This is a genomic window from Streptomyces sp. NPDC048696 (genome assembly GCF_043198895.1).
Classification (GTDB): domain Bacteria; phylum Actinomycetota; class Actinomycetes; order Streptomycetales; family Streptomycetaceae; genus Streptomyces.
In genome coordinates this window covers 124,506-141,513 of record NZ_JBICVJ010000014.1, presented here as the reverse complement: position 1 = coordinate 141,513, position 17,008 = coordinate 124,506, and the positions used below count along the sequence as shown (strand labels likewise).

The window sequence follows — 17,008 nt, the reverse complement described above, 5'->3', positions numbered from 1 at the left end:
CAGTCAGATGGCGTGCAGGCCGTGGGCGGTGAAGACGGCCCGGGCGGCGGCGACCTCGTCGGGGGTCGGGGACGGCGTGTCGTGCAGGGTGAAGGGCATCTTGAGCGCCTGCCACTTCGCCTCGCCGAGCTTGTGGAAGGGCAGGACGTCGACGCGGGAGACATTGCCGAGGCGGGCGGCGAAGGCGGCGACGCCCTCGATGTTCGCGGGGTCGTCGGTGAGCCCCGGGACGAGTACGAACCGTACCCAGACGTCCTGGCCGAGGTCCGCGAGGCGGTGGGCGAAGTCCAGGGTGGGCCGCAACGGGCGGCCGGTCACCCGCTTGTAGGTGTCCCGGTCCCAGGACTTGAGGTCCAGGAGCACCAGGTCGACGTCCCTGAGCAGCGCGTCGGTGGCGCGGGCGCCGAGGAAGCCGGAGGTGTCGAGCGCGGTGTGCAGGCCGAGCTCGTGCTTGAGGCGGTGCAGCAGTTCGCCGGTGAAGACGGGCTGCAGCAGGGGTTCGCCCCCGCTGACGGTCGCGCCGCCGCCGGCGGCCGCGATGAACGCCGTGTACTTGCGGGCCTCGGCGATCACGTCGTCGGCCGAGGTGCGGCTGCCGTTCCGCATCCGCCAGGTGTCGGGGTTGTGGCAGTACAGACAGGTGAGCGGGCAGCCGGAGAGGAAGGTGACGAAGCGGCTGCCGGGGCCGTCGACACCCGTCGACAGGTCCCAGGAGTGGACCGAGCCCTCGACGGGGCGGCGGGTCGCGGCGGCCGCCGGGGTGGCGGCCGGGGCCACCACCCCCGCGGGCCGACCGGTCAGCACGGTCATGACGGGCTCCTCGGTGCTCGGGCCGGCGGTTCGGGCTGACTGTTCGGGATGGCCGGTGCGCCAACGGGGCTACAGCGCGCCGTGGAAGGTGCGGTTGATGACGTCGAGCTGCTGCTCGCGGGTGAGCCGGACGAAGTTGACGGCGTATCCGGAGACCCGGATGGTCAGCTGGGGGTGGTTCTCCGGGTGGGCCATGGCGTCCTCAAGCGTGGCGCGGTCGAGGACGTTGACGTTCATGTGGAAGCCGCCGCTCGCCATATAGCCGTCGAGGACGCCGCCGAGGTTGGCGATGCGCTCCTCGGGGGTGCGGCCCAGGGCGTCGGGGGTGATGGTGTTGGTCAGGGAGATGCCGTCCTCGGCGTCGTCGTAGGGGAGCTTGGCGACGGAGAGGGCGGAGGCGATGTAGCCGTGCCGGTCACGGCCGTTCATGGGGTTGGCGCCCGGGGCGAAGGGGGCGCCGGCGCGGCGGCCGTCGGGAGTGTGGCCGGTCTTCTTGCCGTAGACGACATTGGAGGTGATCGTCAGGACGGACTGGGTGTGCACCGCGTCGCGGTACGTGGGGTGGCGGCGCACCTTCTCCATGAAGTCGTGCACCAGGCGCTCGGCGAGGGCGTCGGCGCGGTCGTCGTTGTTGCCGTAGGCCGGGTAGTCGCCCTCGATCTCGTAGTCGACGGCGAGGCCGGTGTCGTCGCGGACGACCTTGACGCGGGCGTGCTTGACGGCGGAGAGGGAGTCGACGGCGACCGAGAGACCGGCGATGCCGCACGCCATCGTACGCAGGATCTCCCGGTCGTGGAGGGCCATTTCGATGCGCTCGTAGGCGTACTTGTCGTGCATGCAGTGGATGACGTTGAGGGCGTGGACGTACGTCCTGGCGAGCCAGTCGAGCATCGCGTCGTACCGCTCGGCGACCGTCTCGTACTCCAGGTACTCGTCGGTGATCGGCTCGAAGCCCTCGACGACCAGGGCGCCGGTCCGCTCGTCGCGGCCGCCGTTGATCGCGTACAGCAGGGCCTTGGCGACGTTGACGCGGGCGCCGAAGAACTGCATCTGCTTGCCGACGGCCATCGCGGAGACGCAGCACGCGATGGCGGTGTCGTCGCCGTACTTGGGGCGTATCAGCTCGTCGGACTCGAACTGGAGAGCGCTGGTGTCGATGGCGACCCGGGCCGCGTACTCCTTGAAACCGGAGGGAAGGCGTTGGGACCAGAAGACGGTGAGGTTGGGCTCGGGGGCCGGGCCGAGGTTGTAGAGGGTGCGCAGGGCGCGGAAGGTCGTACGGCAGACCAGCGGGCGGCCGTCCTCGCCGAGGCCCGCCATGGACCAGGTGACCCAGGTCGGGTCGCCGGAGAAGCCTTCGTTGTACTCGGGGGTGCGCAGGAAGCGGACGATGCGGAGCTTGATGACGAAGTCGTCGATGAACTCCTGGGCCCGGGACTCGGTGAGGGTCCCGGACGCGATGTCGCGCTGGAGGTAGATGTCGAGGAAGGTGTCGATGCGGCCGATCGACATGGCCGCGCCGTTCTGCTCCTTCACGGCGGCGAGATAGCCGAAGTACAGCCACTGGACGGCCTCGCGGCCGGTGGTGGCGGGGCCGGAGATGTCGTAACCGTAGGAGAGCGCCATGGACTTGAGCTCGCCGAGGGCGCGGATCTGTTCGGCGGTCTCCTCGCGGTCGCGGATGACGCTCTCGGTGGGCCACTCGTGGGCGAGCGCGTCCTGGTCGGCGCGCTTGGCCTCGATGAGGCGGTCGACGCCGTAGAGGGCGACGCGGCGGTAGTCGCCGATGATGCGGCCCCGGCCGTAGGCATCGGGCAGGCCCGTGATGATGCCGGAGGAACGGCAGGCGCGGATCTCCGGGGTGTAGGCGTCGAACACGCCGTCGTTGTGGGTCTTGCGCAGCTTTGTGTAGATGTCCCTGACGTCGGGGTCGGCCTCGTGGCCGTAGGAGGTGAGGGCGCTCTCGACCATGCGCCAGCCGCCGTTGGGCATGATGGCGCGCTTGAGCGGGGCGTCCGTCTGCAGGCCGACGATGAGGTCCCGGTCGGGGTCGATGTAGCCGGGTGCGAAGGCGTCGATACGGGAGGGGGTGCGGGTGTCGACGTCGTGGATGCCGTTCGCGATCTCCGTCGGGAACATGGCGAGCAGCTTGTCCCAGACGGCGGTGGTGCGGGGCGTGGGGCCGGTGAGGAAGTCGGCGGTGCCTTCGTACGGGGTGTAGTTGCGCTGGACGAAGTCGCGGACGTCGATCGTGTCGCACCACGGGCCGGGTGCGAAGCCGCGCCAGGCGCCGCCGTTCGCCTTCACCTCTGTCCCTTCTGCCCTTGTAGCGTCCGCCGCTTCTGTCCTTGCAGCGTCCGTCGCTTCTGTCCTTGCAGCGTCCGTCGTTTCGCCTGCGGTCACCGTCATGGTGTGCGCCTTCCGAATTCTGGGGAGGGTGGGAGCCGGTGTCCCCGGCCCCCGTCGGGCTCGGTGTCGCCCCCGGTCAGGACGGGGCTTCCGCCGAGTGCCGCGCGTAGTAGTGCCAGGCGACCAGGACGCAGCTGGCGTAGAAGGCCACGAAGCCCCACATCGCGCTGGTGACCGCGAAGTTGGCGAACATCGCCGGGATGAAGAAGAAGCCGTACGCGGCGATCGCCGAGGTGAAGCCGGTCACCGCGCCCGCTTCCATCTCGGACTGCTTCAGGGCCTTCGCGTACGCAGGGGTGCCGGGCTCCAGGCCCTTCAGCTGCCGGTTGCGGAAGATCACCGGGATCTGCCGGAACGTCGAGCCGTTGCCGATGCCGGAGAAGAGGAAGGCGGACAGGAAGCAGGCGAAGAAGCCGTAGAAGTTGCCGGAATCCGTTCCGGCGGGAAGGAAGTTGATCACTCCGATGATGGAGAGCGCCATGCCGACGAAGGAGAGGATCGTGACGCGCGCGCCGCCCAGCCGGTCCGCGATCCAGCCGCCCGCCCAGCGGGCCAGCGCGCCCAGGGCCGGGCCCATCCAGGCGTAGGTGGCGATGGAGTACGCCGGGAACGTCGTCTTGATCAGGAGCGGCAGGGCCGCCGCGAAGCCGATGAACGAGCCGAAGGTTCCCACGTACAGCCAGGTCATCAGCCAGGTGTGCTTGCGGCGGAAGATGATCTTCTGCTGGCGGAAGGGGGTGGCGGCGACCTTCAGGTCGTTCTGGCCGAACCAGGCGACGGCCGCCAGGACCACCAGGACCGGCACCCACAGGAAGGCCGCGTTCTGGAGGTACACGGGGGTGCCGTCGGCCTTGTGCTGGGCGGAGCCGAGTGCGATCACCGACGAGGTGATGACGATCGGGGTGACCAGCTGGACCACCGAGACGCCCAGGTTGCCGAGGCCGCCGTTGATGCCGGTCGCGTTGCCCTTCTGCGCCTTCGGGAAGAAGAAGCCGATGTTGGCGAGGGAGGAGGCGAAGTTCGCGCCGCCGATGCCGCACAGGGCCGCGATGGAGACCATGACCGCGTACGGGGTGTCCGGGTTCTGGATCGCCACGCCCAGCCAGATCAGGGGCACCACGAGCACGACGGTCGACAGGGCGGTGAAGCGGCGCTGGCCGATCATGGGGCCCAGGAACGTGTAGAGGATCCGGGCCGTGCCGCCGGTCAGCCCCGGGATCGCGGTCAGCCAGAACAGCTGCGAGGTGCTGAACCCGAAGCCGACGTCCTTGAGGTTGGTCGCCGTGACCGACCAGACCTGCCACACCACGAACGCGACGAGCAGGGCGGGGACGGCGATCCACAGGTTGCGGCGGGCGACCCTGCGGCCGACCGACTGCCAGAACGCCTCGTTCTCCGGCTCCCAGTCGGTGATCGTACGGCCGGGGCGGTACTGGTCACGGTCCTGGCCGCCGGGCACCGGGCCGGAGTCTGTCGGCGTCGGCCGCGCGGGCCGTTGCGCGGGCCGTTCGTGAAGTGCGGAACTCATGGTGGATCCCAGGGGGGTGAGACGAGTCCTGATACCTCAAGGCTCTGCCTGGGGAAAGGGAGAGGTGAGAGGCCAATGTCGTGTCCTGGCCCTGCCCTAGGTCCCGCCCGGCAGGGGACCCATGGGCCCTACGGCTCGTCACGTGAGCCCACGAGCCCAAGGAGGCGTTACGGGAACCCGCGAGCGGCGCGCAAGGGGAACCCACGAGCGGCGCACCACGAGAATCCCCATGGCGGCGCGTTACGGGATTCCCCGCCCTTTCCATCTGGTCTCCTAGGCCCCATGCCTCGCATGACCGCACGCAGTCGCCACGAGGAACACCGCGCGGCGACCCCCCTGGAACTCTTCTTCGACCTCTGTTTCGTGGTCGCCGTCGCCCAGGCCGGCGCCCGGCTGGTCCACTCGCTCGCCGAGGGGCACGTCGGCCACGGGATCGCCGGTTATCTGGCCGTCTTCTTCGCCATCTGGTGGGCGTGGATGAACTTCACCTGGTTCGCCTCCGCCTACGACAGCGACGACCCGCTCTACCGGGTGGTCACCCTGGTGCAGATCGCGGGGGTGCTCATCCTCGCCGCCGGGGTGCCCCGCGCCTTCGACAACGGCGACTTCGGGGTCTGCATCGTCGGCTACATCGTGATGCGGCTCGCGCTCACCAGTCAGTGGCTGCGCGCCGCCCGCTCGGCGTCGGGCCCAGGTGAGCGCCGGATGGCCCTGCGGTACGCGGCCGGGCTCGTGGTGTGCCAGCTGGGCTGGGTCGGGCTGCTCTTCGTGCCGCACTCCGCCCGGTCGTGGGTGTTCGTGGTGCTGGCCGCCGCCGAGCTCTCCGTACCCGTGATCGCCGAGCGCACCACCCAGACCAGCTGGCACCCGCACCACATCGCCGAGCGGTACGGCCTGTTCACCCTGATCGTGCTCGGCGAGACCGTCTCCGCCGCGACCGTGGCCGTGCAGCAGGCGCTCGACGAGCACGACGCGTTGGGCGATCTGCTGCCGCTCGCGGGCGGTGGGCTGCTGATCGTCTTCGCCGCGTGGTGGATCTACTTCGCGGTGCCCATCGCCGGGCATCTCACCTCCAACCGGCAGGCGTTCGTCTGGGGGTACGGGCACTCCGTCCTCCTCGGCTCGGCCGCCGCGATCGGCGCGGGGATGGAGGTCGCCGTGGAGCAGCGGGTCGGCAAGGCACACATCTCGACCGCCGCCGCGTCGGCCGCCGTCACGGTGCCGACCGCCGTGTTCATGCTGACCGTCTGGGCCCTGCACGCCCGCCACTTCAAGCGCACCACGCCCCAGCAACTGACCCTGCCCGTCTCGGCGCTCGCCATTCTGGCCTGCACGTTCGCGGGTGAGCGTGCCGTCCTCGTGGCGGGCCTGGCCGCCGCCGCGACCGTGGCCGTCGGGACGGCGCTGAGCCGGCGTACCCCCGAGAGCCCGGCGCGGGCGTGACCCGATGCCCGCGGACCCGGACCGGCGTCACCGCACAAGCCCCGGCTCCCGCGCCCCCGCAGGCGTACCGTCAGGTTCATGACCGACTCGATCACCGACGTCCCCGGCATCCTCGTCGGGCACGCGCGCGTTCCGGGTGAGCGCGCTCTCAGCGGTACGACCGTCGTCCTCGCCCCGGCCCCGGGTGCCGTCGCCGCCGTGGACGTACGTGGCGGCGGGCCCGGCACCCGGGAGACCGACGCGCTCGACCCGCGCAATGTCGTGGAGCGCATCGACGCCGTCGTCCTGACGGGCGGCAGTGCGTACGGGCTCGACGCGGCCGGTGGTGTGGTGGCCTGGCTGGAGGAGCGGGGGCGCGGGGTACGGGTGGGGCCCGAGCCGGAGCAGGTCGTTCCGGTCGTCCCGGCCGCCTGCCTCTTCGACCTCGGGCGCGGCGGCGACTGGCGCGCCCGCCCGGACGCGGCGACCGGCCGCGCGGCCGTCGCGGCCGCCACGGCCGAGGTCGAACAGGGCAACGTCGGCGCCGGGACCGGGGCCGTCGTGGGCGGCCTCAAGGGCGGCGTCGGCACCGCGAGCACCCAGCTCGCCTCGGGCGTCACGGTCGGCGCGCTGGTCGTCGTCAACGCCGTCGGCTCGGTGCTCGACCCCGTCACCGGCGCCCTGTACGGGCTGGAGGGCCGCCTCACGTATCCCGAACCGGCCGTCCACGAAGCCGCGTTGAAGCGGATCGCCGAGAGCCGGGCCGCCATGGGCCTGCCGCCGCTGAACACCACGCTCGCTGTCGTCGCCACCGACGCGCCGCTCACCAAGGCGCAGGCCCAGAAGCTGGCGGGTACGTCGCACGACGGCATGGCCCGGGCCATCCGGCCGGTCCATCTCCTGCACGACGGCGACACGGTGTTCGCCCTCGCGACCGGCAGCGGGGAGCCGTTGTCGCCGCTCGGCCTCAACGACGTACTCGCGGCGGGCGCGGACCTGGTGGCCCGCGCGATCACCAAGGCCGTGCTCGCCGCCGAGGGGGTGACGGGAGCGGGTGTGACGGGAGTGAGCGGGACAGGTGCGGGTGGGACATTCCCGTCTTACCATGATTTGTACGGGAGTTGAGTCCGCCGGAACGGCCAGATGTGGCGTGAGTCACACCTCACTCTCGCAACCATTCACCTTATATGTGTGCTCTGTGCACGTACTGGAGTAACGCACGCACAGCACATGCGCGGGTACTCCACGCACGCTCGCGTTGACCAACGCCCGCACAGATGGAGCAGCCCGTGATCTCGCCGGACACCGCCGCGCAGCCGCAGCCCCGCACCCCGCAGCTTCGGCGCACCAACCGGCGCAGGGCGCTGGCCGGCGTCTCCGCGCTGCTGCTCGGCGCCCTGACCCTGACCGCCTGCGGCGGCAGCGCGTCGGGCGCCGGGAAGGACGACAAGAAGGGCTCGGACGCCTCGGCCGCCAAGGACGCCTCCACCCTGAAGATCACGATCTCCGCGAAGAACGGCTCGTCCAACGCGGGCATCAACGGCACCTCGGTCACCGCCCAGGGCGGCAAGCTCACCCAGGTCACCATGGTCGAGGCGCAGACCAACAAGGCCATAGCGGGCGCGCTCGCCGCCGACGGGCTGTCCTGGAAGCCCACCGCGAAGCTGGACCGGGGCACCCAGTACAAGATCATGGCGACCGGCAAGGACGACAAGGGCCGCCCCGCGACCGAGAACTCCTCCTTCACCACGGTGACCACGAAGAACAGCTTCATCGGCACCTACACGCCGGACGACGGCTCCACGGTCGGCGTCGGCATGCCGGTCTCGTTCAACTTCGACAAGTCGATCACGGACAAGAAGGCCGTCCAGTCGCACATCACGGTCAGCTCCAGCAGCGGCCAGCAGGTGGTCGGCCACTGGTTCGGCGCCGACCGCCTCGACTTCCGGCCGAAGGACTACTGGAAGGCCGGGTCGAAGGTGACGATGAAGATCGCGCTGGACGGGGTGCAGGGCGCCAACGGCGTCTACGGCGTCCAGTCCAAGACGGTCACCTTCACCATCGGCCGCAACCAGGTCTCCACGGTCGACGCCAAGACGCAGCAGATGACCGTCCAGCAGGACGGCAAGACGATCAAGACCATCCCGGTCTCGACGGGCAGCTCCGAACACACCACGTACAACGGCCAGATGGTGATCTCCGAGAAGTTCACCGAGACGCGGATGAACGGCGCCACGGTCAACTTCGGCGGCGAGTACGACATCAAGGACGTGCCGCACGCGATGCGCCTGTCCGAGTCGGGGACCTTCATCCACGGCAACTACTGGTACAAGGGCGACCCGTTCGGCAACGAGGGAACAAGCCACGGGTGCGTGGGCCTGCGGGACGTCCAGGGAGCCCAGGGCGACACCCCCGCCAAGTGGTTCTTCGACCACACGCTCATCGGCGACGTGGTGACGGTCAAGGGCTCGCCCGACAAGACCATCGCCCCCGACAACGGCCTGAACGGCTGGAACATGGGCTGGAGCGAGTGGCAGGCGGGCAGCGCGGCCTAGTCGGCGCGGCGCCCCGCCGCGGGCGGTGGTCCGGGAACGACCCCGGACCGCCGCCCGTTTCCGTTCCAAGCCGATGAGAATGTTTCGGCCATGCCCCCTGCGCGAAACGCGCGCAGGGGCTACGTTGAGCACCCTCTACGTGACGAACAGCTACGGCGGGGAGACGCCTTGGTTCCCAACGAGTGCGAGTACGAAACAGCCGAGGAGCACGTCGCCGGTCTGCTCGGCCGCGCACTGAACTCCTTCGAGCTGCCGGACGAGTTGGTCGACAGCCTCGACTCCGCCCTCGCGCACACCACGTCGCTCCATTCCTCGCTGCACGTCTCGGGCGGCCCCGGCCGACCGGGGCTCAGCCGCGAGACGTACCGCCACACGTACCTGCTGCTCGACGGCACCACGGTCACCCTCTGGGAGCTCGTCCACCAGCGGGGCAACGAGCTGTACGCGGACGAGGAGAGCGCGAAGCTGGCGGCGGCCCGGCTGGGCGCGCCGTCGGGCCTGGGGCCGCTGGGATATCTGAGCTACCTGGGCGAACTGGACGGCGTGGACGGCCTGGACGGCTGGCACGGCCCGGATCCCCTGAGCGACCTCGCGCCGGTGGAGTCCTCCGGGGCGACGCGGATGTACGTACCGGACGAGTCGGCCGACCACGCGCGCCGGCTGCTGCGCCGCGCCGAGAACCCGGACCGCCCCGGCGAGCCGGTCGCCCGCCTGCTGCGCGGCGCCCTCGCCCACCAGATCACCCGCGCGCTCGGCGGCCAGGGCCGCACGGACCGGCGGGACGGCGGCGTCATCCTCTACGAGCACGCGTTCCTGCTGCTCGACGGCACCGAGCTGAGCCTGTGGGAAGTCGAGCACACGGCGACGCCGGACGGCAGCCACATGTGCGAGGTGTACGCGTCGCAGGAAGCGGCGCGCACGGCGATGGAACGCCGCGCGCACGTCTCATGACGCGACGTCAGCACAGCTGGACGGGAACTGCTCGCGGCCTTCCGGGGTTCAATTTCCGCCAACCCCCTTTCGCTCTCTATGCTTCCGCCGATCCGACCACGACCGGTCGGCGGGGGAAAGGGAGTTCGGCATGTCCAGTGCCGGTAGTGCCAGAACAACGCTGCTCACATGGGGTCCGACGATTCTGTTCAGCGTCGTCCTACCGTGGATCACCTACGGGATGCTCACCGATCACGGGATGAGCGAGGTGCCCGCGCTGCTACTCATCTCGGCGTGGCCGGTGGCCGAGATAGGTCTGTACTTCGCGCTCCACCGGCGCGTCGACGAGTTCGGCATGATGATCCTGATCACGCTGCTGCTCAGCGCGGTGAGCGCGCTCGCGTACAACAGCGCGAAGCTGCTGTTCCTGAAGGACTCGGCGCTGACCGGACTGCTCGGCCTCGCGTTCCTGTTCAGCCTCACGCTCAAGCGGCCGCTGATCTTCTACTTCGGCCGCAAGTTCGGCACGGACGGCACGCGCGAGGGCGTGGCGAAGTGGAACGCGATGTGGGACCAGTACCCGGGCTTCCGCCGGACACAGCGCAAACTGACCGTGATCTGGGGTGTCGCGTTCCTGGCCGAGGCGAGCCTGAAGGCAGCGCTGGTGTACGTGCTCGACACGGACACGATGGTCGGCGTCTCGAACGCCCTCCCGTTCGCGGTCCTCGGCGGCCTGATGTTCTACACGATCCGTACGGGCAAGAAGGGCCGGGCCCGGATGGAGCAGGCGGAGCGCGAGGCGGCGGCCACGGCCGCCTGATCCGGACGACACGGCGGCAGAAACGAAACGGCGGTCCGGGGGCCACAGTTGGCCTCCGGACCGCCGTTCACGTTCCCCGTGCGCTGGTCACCTCACGGCGTCAGCGCGGGCTCCTTCGGGGCGTCCGCGGGCACCTCGTCCGAGGCGCCGCCCTCCAGGTGCTGCTTCGGCTTGGCCGGGAGCAGGAACATGCCGATGAAGATCACCGCGCAGACCCCGGCCACGACCCACAGCGAGTGCTGGAACGCGGTGGAGAACGCCGGGCCTATGTCGGAGAGCGCCAGGTTGTCGCTGATCGAGCCGAAGAAGACCACCGACACCAGGCCGAGACCCAGCGCGTTGCCCATCTGCTGGACCGTGTTGATCAGGCCGGACGCCGAACCCGCGTGCTCCTGCGGGACCTCGGAGAGGACCGCGTCGGTGAGCGGGGCGACGATCAGGCCCATGCCGATACCGAGCACCACCAGCGGCAGCGCCATCTGCCAGGGGGCGATGTCCGTACCGAAGTGGTGCGCCTCCCAGATGTAGACCAGCATGCCGAGGGCGGTGATCAGCGCGCCCGCCTGGAGCACCTTGCGGCCGAACCTGGGCACCAGCGCCTGGACCGACATACCGGCCGCGGCCGACATCGCGATCGAGAACGGGATGCCCGTCAGGCCCGCGCGCAGCGCGCTCCAGCCCAGGCCGATCTGCATGTACAGCGTCCAGACCAGGAAGAAGATGCCCATCACGATGCCGAACGTCAGCTGCACCGCGATGCCCGCCGCGAAGCTCTTCACCCGGAACAGCGAGAGCTCCACCAGCGGCGAGCCGTCCCGGCGCGCCTTGACCCGCTCGTACGCCACGAGCGCGCCGAAGACGACCAGGCTGCCCACCATCGACAGATAGCCCCACAGCGGCCAGCCCAGCTCGCGGCCGCGGGTCAGCGGGTAGAGCAGCATCAGCAGGCCGAGGGTGACAAGCGCGACGCCCACGAGGTCGAGCTTCAGGGCCTTCGGCGCCTTCGACTCGCTGATGAACCTGGCACCCAGGATCAGACCGGCGATGCCGACCGGCAGGTTGATCAGGAAGATCGGGCGCCATTCGAGACCGAACAGGTTCCACTCGGTCAGCAGCGCGCCCAGGATCGGCCCGGAGACCGCGCCCAGGCCGATGACCGCGCCGAACATGCCGAACACCTTGCCGCGCTCCTCCGCCGGGAAGGTCGCGTGGATGATCGAGAGCACCTGCGGCACCATCAGGGAGGCCATGGCGCCCTGGAGGATGCGGGAGGCGACCAGCATCTCCGGGTTGGCGGCGAAGCCGCACAGCGCGGAGGCGATGGTGAAGCCGGTCATGCCTATGAGGAACAGCTTCTTGCGGCCGTGGATGTCGCCGAGGCGGCCACCGGTGATGAGCCCTGCGGCGAAGGCCAGCGCGTACCCGGCGGTGATCCACTGGATCGAGGCGAAGGTCGCCCCGGTGTCCTTCTGGATCGAGGGGATGGCAACGTTGACGATCGTGACGTCGACCAGGTCCATGAAGGCCGCGGTCATCACGATGGCCAGGGCGAACCACCGGCGGCGGTCGGTCGCGGCTGCCGCCGTGCCGGCGGCCGAGGTCGCGTCTTCTGGGGGACTGGTCGTTGTGGAGGTCATGAGAAGAAAGCTAGACCCTATATAGGCCAGATCGCGTCCTAATTTTTGGGACCCTGGATCCATGACGGACACCCCGGCTCGGCTGCTCCAGCTCCTCTCCCTGCTCCAGACGCCCCGCGAGTGGCCCGGCGGCGAACTCGCGGACCGGCTCGGCGTCTCGCGGCGCACCGTCCGCCGGGACATCGACCGGCTGCGCGAGCTCGGCTATCCGGTCCAGGCGACGCTGGGCGCGGACGGCGGGTACCGGCTGGTCGCGGGGAAGGCGATGCCTCCGCTGGTCCTCGACGACGAGGAGGCGGTGGCGATCGCGGTCGGGCTGCGGGCGGGCGCGGGGCACGCGGTCGACGGGGTGGAGGAGGCGTCCGTACGGGCGCTCGCCAAGCTGGAGCAGGTGCTGCCGTCCCGGCTGCGCCACCGGGTCGCCACGCTCCAGGCCGCGACGATGCCGCTGACCGGGGGGTGGGGCGGGGACAGCGCGACCGTCGACCCGCACACGCTGACCGTGATGGCGTCGGCGGTCACCGGGCACGAGCGGCTGCGGTTCGCGTACCGCAAGGGCGACGGCAGCGAGTCGCACCGCCAGGTCGAGCCGTACCGGCTGGTGTCGACGGGGCGGCGGTGGTACCTCGTCGCGTACGACGTGGAGCGCGAGGACTGGCGTACGTTCCGGGTCGACCGGGTGGCCGATCCGTTCGCCACGGGGGCGCGGTTCGCGCCACGGGAGCTGCCCGCGCGCGACCCGGCGGAGTTCGTGAGCCGGTCGCTGGCCCGGATGCAGCCGACGGTCGATCTGGATGTGACGTTCGAGGCGCCGGCCGACTTCGTGACGGCTCGGCTGCCCGGGTCGATGGGGGTGCCGGAGGCGCTGGGCGAGTCGCGGTGCCGGCTGCGGGTGCGGGTCGCCGACTCGCCGGAGTGGCTGGCGATTCGGCTGGCGCTGGTGGACTGCGAGTTCGTGGTGGCTCAGCCGGTGGCCATGGCTTCTTATCTGGCGGAGTTGGGGGCGCGGCTGTCTCGGGCGGCGGGGCCGTTGTAGTTCCGGGGCCCCGTTGTAGTTCCGGGGCCTTGGCCCCGGGCCCCGCCCCGGCCCTCCTGGGCGCGGGGGAGCCCCCGGCACCGGGGGGGGGAGGGTGCCGGGGGCTCGTCTTGGGGGGGATGGGTGGGTGCGGGTCTGGGGCGCCTGCGGCGGGCTTTTGCCCCTCCCCGCCCCTTCCCTAAAGCCCTCGCCGGGCGGCTCGGGGGGGGGCGGAGCGGGGTTCCGGGGGGCACGTTTTCGGGTGCGGGCCGGTGGGGGCTGGTCGCGCAGTTCCCCGCGCCCCTGAACGCGCGCCCGGGACCGCGGCCGTCCTGGGAGGCGCGTTTTCGGGTGCGGGCCGGTGGGGGCTGGTCGCGCCCACGCGGCGGAGCCGCAAATGTCGCAGCCCCGCGCCCCCAAAAGCCCTTCGGGGGCGGGTCCGTGCGTGGCTGGTCGCTCCCCCAAGTTCTCGGCTCCGCTCGAACAGGGGGGACCCCCATCGCGGCGGAGCCGCGAATGTCGCAGCCCCGCGCCCCTCAAAGGGGCCTGCGGCCCCCTTACGCCGCCGCGTCGAAGCCCGTGTCCCTGGCCATCTTCTTCAGTTCCAGCAGCGCGTGCTTTTCGATCTGGCGGATTCGTTCGCGGGTGAGGCCGTGTTCCTTGCCCACCTCCGTCAGCGTGCGTTCGCGGCCGTCGACGATTCCGTAGCGCATCTTGATGATCGAGGCGGTGCGCTGGTCCAGCTTGCCGATCAGGTCGTCCAGTTCCTCGCTGCGCAGCAGCGTGAGGACGGACTGCTCGGGGGAGATCGCCGAGGTGTCCTCCAGGAGGTCGCCGAACTGCGTCTCGCCCTGGTCGTCGACCGACATGTTGAGCGAGACCGGGTCGCGCGCCCAGTCCAGGACGTCGATGACCCGCTCCGGCGTGGAGCCCAGCTCCGCGGCGACCTCGGCCGGCTCGGGCTCGCGGCCGTTCTCCCGGTTGAACTCGCGCTGCACCCGGCGGATCCGGCCCAGCTCCTCCACCAGGTGGACGGGCAGCCGGATCGTACGGGACTGGTCCGCTATCGAGCGCGTGATGGCCTGGCGGATCCACCACGTCGCGTACGTGGAGAACTTGAAGCCCTTCGCGTAGTCGAACTTCTCGACCGCGCGCACCAGGCCCGCGTTGCCCTCCTGGATCAGGTCGAGCAGGGGCAGGCCCGCCCTCGGGTAGCGCCGGGCCACGGCGACCACGAGGCGGAGGTTGGAACGGATGAAGAGGTCCTTGGCGCGCTCGCTCTCGGCGACGAGCGCCTGAAGCTCCTCGGGGCTGGCGCCACCGGCCTTGCTCTCCCCCGCCGTGACAACGGCTGATGTCACAGCGCCGTCGAGGATCTGGCGTGCGTACACACCGGCCTCGATGATCTGGGAGAGCTCGACCTCCTTGGCGGCGTCGAGCAGCGGCGTGCGCGCGATCTCGTCGAGGTACATCCCGACCAGGTCGCGGTCGGCGATCTCCCCGCTGACGGCGCGAACACTGCTCCCAGACTCGGATCCGCTGCTGGCGGACCGACTGCGGGCGACGGCGCGGGTTGCCATGCGTGCTCCCTTGCTGTGTAGGTCGCGACACCCTCGCGGGTGCCCTGCATCCGATGGAAACAACGGCTGGAATCCGGACAGAATTCCCGTCCCGCCCATCGATTTTCGTGATCATGCAGTACCCTGTGCCGCCACGGACGGAGGACGGATGCCGCAAGGACGTACAGAGGTGCAGGTCAGGGCCGGTGTCGAGGCCGACATAACGGCCCTCACGGAGATCTACAATCACTACATCCGTGAGACCGCCATCACATTCGACATGGTCGCCTTCACCCCGCAGGAGCGTCTTTCGTGGCTGCGCTCCCATCCTGAAGACGGCCCACACCGCCTTCTGGTTGCTCAGGATGTCCAGACTGCCCGGATTCTCGGATACGCGACGAGCAGCCCCTTCCGGCCGAAGGCCGCGTACTCGACCTCGGTCGAGACCAGCGTCTACCTCGCGCCCGACGCCGCAGGGCGCGGCGTCGGCTCGCTGCTCTACGACGCGCTCTTCGAGGCCCTGCGCAAGGAGGACGTCCACCGCGCGTACGCGGGCATGACGCTCCCCAACGAGGCCTCGGCGCGCCTGCACGCCCGCTTCGGCTTCGCGTACGTCGGCACCTACCGGGAAGTGGGCCGCAAGTTCGACCGCTACTGGGACGTCGCCTGGTACGAGAAGGAGCTTTAGGCCGTAGCGCAAAGGGACTTCGGCCCGTACCTCTTACGAGGTACGGGCCGGTGCCTGCGGTTGCCTCATGCGCGCGTCAGCCGAACTGCACCGAGCGCTTCGCCAGGCCCATCCAGAAGCCCTCGATGACGCTGCGCTGGGCGTCCAGTTCGCCGTACGCGTCCGATGCGCCGAGCGCCACGAAGAGCGGGGCGAAGTGCTCGGTCCTGGGGTGGGCGAGGCGTCCGGCCGGGGACTTGTGCGCGAAGTCGAGCAGGGCGTCCACGTCGGCCGCCGCCAGCGCCCGCGCGCCCCAGTCGTCGAACTCGGCCGACCAGGCGGGCACGCCTCCCTGGTGGCGCAGCGCGGCCAGGTTGTGGGTGAAGAAGCCGCTGCCGACGATCAGTACGCCCTCGTCGCGCAGCGGCGCGAGCTTGCGGCCGATCGCCATCAGCTTCTGGGGGTCGAGCGTGGGCAGGGAGATCTGCAGGACCGGGATGTCGGCCGCCGGGAACATCTCCACCAGCGGGACGTACGCGCCGTGGTCGAGGCCGCGGTCCGCGATGTCCTGGACCGGCGTTCCTGCGCCGCGCAGCAACTTCCGTACACTGTCGGCGAGTTCCGGGGCGCCGGGAGCCGCGTACGTGACCTGGTAATAGTGCTCCGGGAAACCCCAGAAGTCGTACACCAGCGGGACGGTCTCAACGGCGCCGAGCGCGAGCGGGGCCTCCTCCCAGTGAGCGGAGACCATCAGGATCGCCTTCGGCTTCGGCAGCGCGGCGGACCAGGCGGCGAGCTGGCCGGGCCACAGGGCGTCGTCGGCGAGCGGCGGGGCGCCGTGCGAGAGGTAGAGGGCGGGCATCCGCCCCGCGTCGCCGCCCGGTCCGCCCGCGTGGGCGGCGACGGAGGTGTCACGGGTCGCGCCGGGGTCGACTGCGGAGGTGGCGGTCATGGCGGACTCCCTGTCTACTGGCCGTGAAGAGATCTACTTGAACTCTAAAGTTTCTATTGGCGTCGAGATTATCTCCATCTAGTTCAACTTTCAAGGAGTAGTCGTACAGTGGAGTCCATGACCACCACCCCCGCCGAGGAGCCGCGCTGGCTCACCGACGACGAGCAGCGCACCTGGCGCGCCTACCTCCATGCCACCACGCTCCTCGAAGACCATCTGGACCGCCAGCTCCAGCGTGACGCGGGAATGCCGCACATCTACTACGGGCTGCTCATCCAGCTCTCCGAGGCGCCCCGGCGGCGGCTGCGGATGACCGAGCTGGCCATCGGCGCCAAGATCACCCGGTCCCGCCTCTCGCACGCGATCGCCCGCCTGGAGAAGAACGGCTGGGTGCGCCGCGAGGACTGCCCCTCGGACAAGCGCGGCCAGTTCGCGGCGCTCACCGACGAGGGGTTCGCGGTGGTGGAGCGCACCGCGCCCGGCCATGTCGCCGCCGTGCGCCAGGCGATGTTCGACCGGCTCACCCCCGAACAGGCCGAGCAGCTGGGCCAGATCATGCGCCTGATCGCCGAGGGCCTTCAGCCCAAGGACGCGAACGCGGACCTGCCCTGGCTCCGTTGAGGAACCAGGGCAGGTCGCGGTGCGTTACGTACGTACGCACCGTACGTACCAAGGTGGCGGGCCCATGGGCCCGAGGGCCTGTC

At 70.3% G+C, this 17,008-nt stretch carries 14 protein-coding genes; 8 read left to right on the top strand and 6 right to left on the bottom strand.

Going from position 1 to position 17,008, the window contains the following annotated elements:
- Positions 1-3: 3 nt before the first annotated feature.
- The 3 genes from pflA to ACGFRG_RS27490 all read right to left on the bottom strand — a co-directional run bounded on the left by pflA (position 4) and on the right by ACGFRG_RS27490 (position 4,747).
- The gene (pflA, locus tag ACGFRG_RS27500) at positions 4-810 is read right to left on the bottom strand and encodes a pyruvate formate-lyase-activating protein (protein WP_393268176.1); all 807 of its coding nucleotides are present in this window, start codon (positions 808-810) and stop codon (positions 4-6) included.
- Between the two features lie 69 nt (positions 811-879).
- A complete protein-coding gene (gene pflB / locus ACGFRG_RS27495) occupies positions 880-3,219 on the bottom strand; it encodes a formate C-acetyltransferase (RefSeq protein ID WP_393268174.1) in 2,340 nt (779 codons plus the stop codon).
- A 76-nt stretch (positions 3,220-3,295) separates the two neighbouring features.
- Positions 3,296-4,747, bottom strand: a complete 1,452-nt coding sequence (locus ACGFRG_RS27490; RefSeq protein WP_361427272.1) for a NarK family nitrate/nitrite MFS transporter — start codon at positions 4,745-4,747, stop codon at positions 3,296-3,298.
- A 282-nt stretch (positions 4,748-5,029) separates the two neighbouring features.
- Between ACGFRG_RS27490 and ACGFRG_RS27485 the strand changes: the two genes are divergently transcribed.
- The 5 genes from ACGFRG_RS27485 (at position 5,030) to ACGFRG_RS27465 (ending at position 10,474) form a co-directional block, all read left to right on the top strand.
- Positions 5,030-6,190: a low temperature requirement protein A gene (locus ACGFRG_RS27485; protein WP_393268170.1), complete on the top strand. Its 1,161-nt coding sequence runs from the start codon at positions 5,030-5,032 to the stop codon at positions 6,188-6,190.
- Between the two features lie 78 nt (positions 6,191-6,268).
- On the top strand, positions 6,269-7,294 hold the full coding sequence (locus ACGFRG_RS27480) for a P1 family peptidase (protein WP_393268167.1): 1,026 nt from the start codon (positions 6,269-6,271) through the stop codon (positions 7,292-7,294).
- Between the two features lie 152 nt (positions 7,295-7,446).
- Positions 7,447-8,724 carry an Ig-like domain-containing protein gene (locus tag ACGFRG_RS27475; protein ID WP_361427263.1) on the top strand — a complete coding sequence of 426 codons (1,278 nt, stop codon included), beginning with the start codon at positions 7,447-7,449 and terminating at the stop codon, positions 8,722-8,724.
- 168 nt (positions 8,725-8,892) lie between these two features.
- Complete coding sequence (locus tag ACGFRG_RS27470; RefSeq protein ID WP_393268164.1) at positions 8,893-9,675, top strand: DUF6227 family protein; 783 nt, start codon at positions 8,893-8,895, stop codon at positions 9,673-9,675.
- Positions 9,676-9,805: 130 nt separating this feature from the next.
- Positions 9,806-10,474 carry a VC0807 family protein gene (locus tag ACGFRG_RS27465; protein WP_361427257.1) on the top strand — a complete coding sequence of 223 codons (669 nt, stop codon included), beginning with the start codon at positions 9,806-9,808 and terminating at the stop codon, positions 10,472-10,474.
- A gap of 92 nt (positions 10,475-10,566) precedes the next feature.
- Here the strand turns inward: ACGFRG_RS27465 and ACGFRG_RS27460 are convergent, their stop codons facing one another.
- The gene (locus tag ACGFRG_RS27460; RefSeq protein WP_393268160.1) at positions 10,567-12,111 is read right to left on the bottom strand and encodes an MFS transporter; all 1,545 of its coding nucleotides are present in this window, start codon (positions 12,109-12,111) and stop codon (positions 10,567-10,569) included.
- Positions 12,112-12,172: 61 nt separating this feature from the next.
- Between ACGFRG_RS27460 and ACGFRG_RS27455 the strand changes: the two genes are divergently transcribed.
- Positions 12,173-13,147 carry a YafY family protein gene (locus ACGFRG_RS27455; protein ID WP_361427254.1) on the top strand — a complete coding sequence of 325 codons (975 nt, stop codon included), beginning with the start codon at positions 12,173-12,175 and terminating at the stop codon, positions 13,145-13,147.
- 536 nt (positions 13,148-13,683) lie between these two features.
- Here ACGFRG_RS27455 and ACGFRG_RS27450 read toward each other — a convergent pair.
- The gene (locus ACGFRG_RS27450) at positions 13,684-14,706 is read right to left on the bottom strand and encodes a sigma-70 family RNA polymerase sigma factor (RefSeq protein WP_361427251.1); all 1,023 of its coding nucleotides are present in this window, start codon (positions 14,704-14,706) and stop codon (positions 13,684-13,686) included.
- A gap of 148 nt (positions 14,707-14,854) precedes the next feature.
- Here ACGFRG_RS27450 and ACGFRG_RS27445 point away from each other — a divergent pair, with 148 nt between their 5' ends.
- Positions 14,855-15,373, top strand: a complete 519-nt coding sequence (locus tag ACGFRG_RS27445) for an N-acetyltransferase family protein (protein ID WP_361427248.1) — start codon at positions 14,855-14,857, stop codon at positions 15,371-15,373.
- A gap of 76 nt (positions 15,374-15,449) precedes the next feature.
- Here the strand turns inward: ACGFRG_RS27445 and ACGFRG_RS27440 are convergent, their stop codons facing one another.
- Complete coding sequence (locus ACGFRG_RS27440) at positions 15,450-16,214, bottom strand: dioxygenase (RefSeq protein ID WP_393268258.1); 765 nt, start codon at positions 16,212-16,214, stop codon at positions 15,450-15,452.
- A gap of 198 nt (positions 16,215-16,412) precedes the next feature.
- Here ACGFRG_RS27440 and ACGFRG_RS27435 point away from each other — a divergent pair, with 198 nt between their 5' ends.
- Complete coding sequence (locus tag ACGFRG_RS27435; RefSeq protein ID WP_393268155.1) at positions 16,413-16,925, top strand: MarR family winged helix-turn-helix transcriptional regulator; 513 nt, start codon at positions 16,413-16,415, stop codon at positions 16,923-16,925.
- The last annotated feature ends 83 nt before the right edge of the window (positions 16,926-17,008 follow it).

What these genes read in the sequence shown, in the direction of transcription:
- ACGFRG_RS27490 (WP_361427272.1), bottom strand. Translation starts at nt 4,747, where the DNA reads ATGAGTTCCGCACTTCACGAACGGCCCGCGCAACGGCCCGCGCGGCCG.
- ACGFRG_RS27450 (WP_361427251.1), bottom strand. Translation starts at nt 14,706, where the DNA reads ATGGCAACCCGCGCCGTCGCCCGCAGTCGGTCCGCCAGCAGCGGATCC.
- ACGFRG_RS27480 (WP_393268167.1), top strand. Translation starts at nt 6,269, where the DNA reads ATGACCGACTCGATCACCGACGTCCCCGGCATCCTCGTCGGGCACGCG.
- ACGFRG_RS27455 (WP_361427254.1), top strand. Translation starts at nt 12,173, where the DNA reads ATGACGGACACCCCGGCTCGGCTGCTCCAGCTCCTCTCCCTGCTCCAG.
- ACGFRG_RS27485 (WP_393268170.1), top strand. Translation starts at nt 5,030, where the DNA reads ATGCCTCGCATGACCGCACGCAGTCGCCACGAGGAACACCGCGCGGCG.
- pflB (WP_393268174.1), bottom strand. Translation starts at nt 3,219, where the DNA reads ATGACGGTGACCGCAGGCGAAACGACGGACGCTGCAAGGACAGAAGCG.
- ACGFRG_RS27475 (WP_361427263.1), top strand. Translation starts at nt 7,447, where the DNA reads ATGGAGCAGCCCGTGATCTCGCCGGACACCGCCGCGCAGCCGCAGCCC.
- ACGFRG_RS27440 (WP_393268258.1), bottom strand. Translation starts at nt 16,214, where the DNA reads ATGCCCGCCCTCTACCTCTCGCACGGCGCCCCGCCGCTCGCCGACGAC.
- ACGFRG_RS27460 (WP_393268160.1), bottom strand. Translation starts at nt 12,111, where the DNA reads ATGACCTCCACAACGACCAGTCCCCCAGAAGACGCGACCTCGGCCGCC.
- ACGFRG_RS27465 (WP_361427257.1), top strand. Translation starts at nt 9,806, where the DNA reads ATGTCCAGTGCCGGTAGTGCCAGAACAACGCTGCTCACATGGGGTCCG.
- ACGFRG_RS27445 (WP_361427248.1), top strand. Translation starts at nt 14,855, where the DNA reads ATGCCGCAAGGACGTACAGAGGTGCAGGTCAGGGCCGGTGTCGAGGCC.
- pflA (WP_393268176.1), bottom strand. Translation starts at nt 810, where the DNA reads ATGACCGTGCTGACCGGTCGGCCCGCGGGGGTGGTGGCCCCGGCCGCC.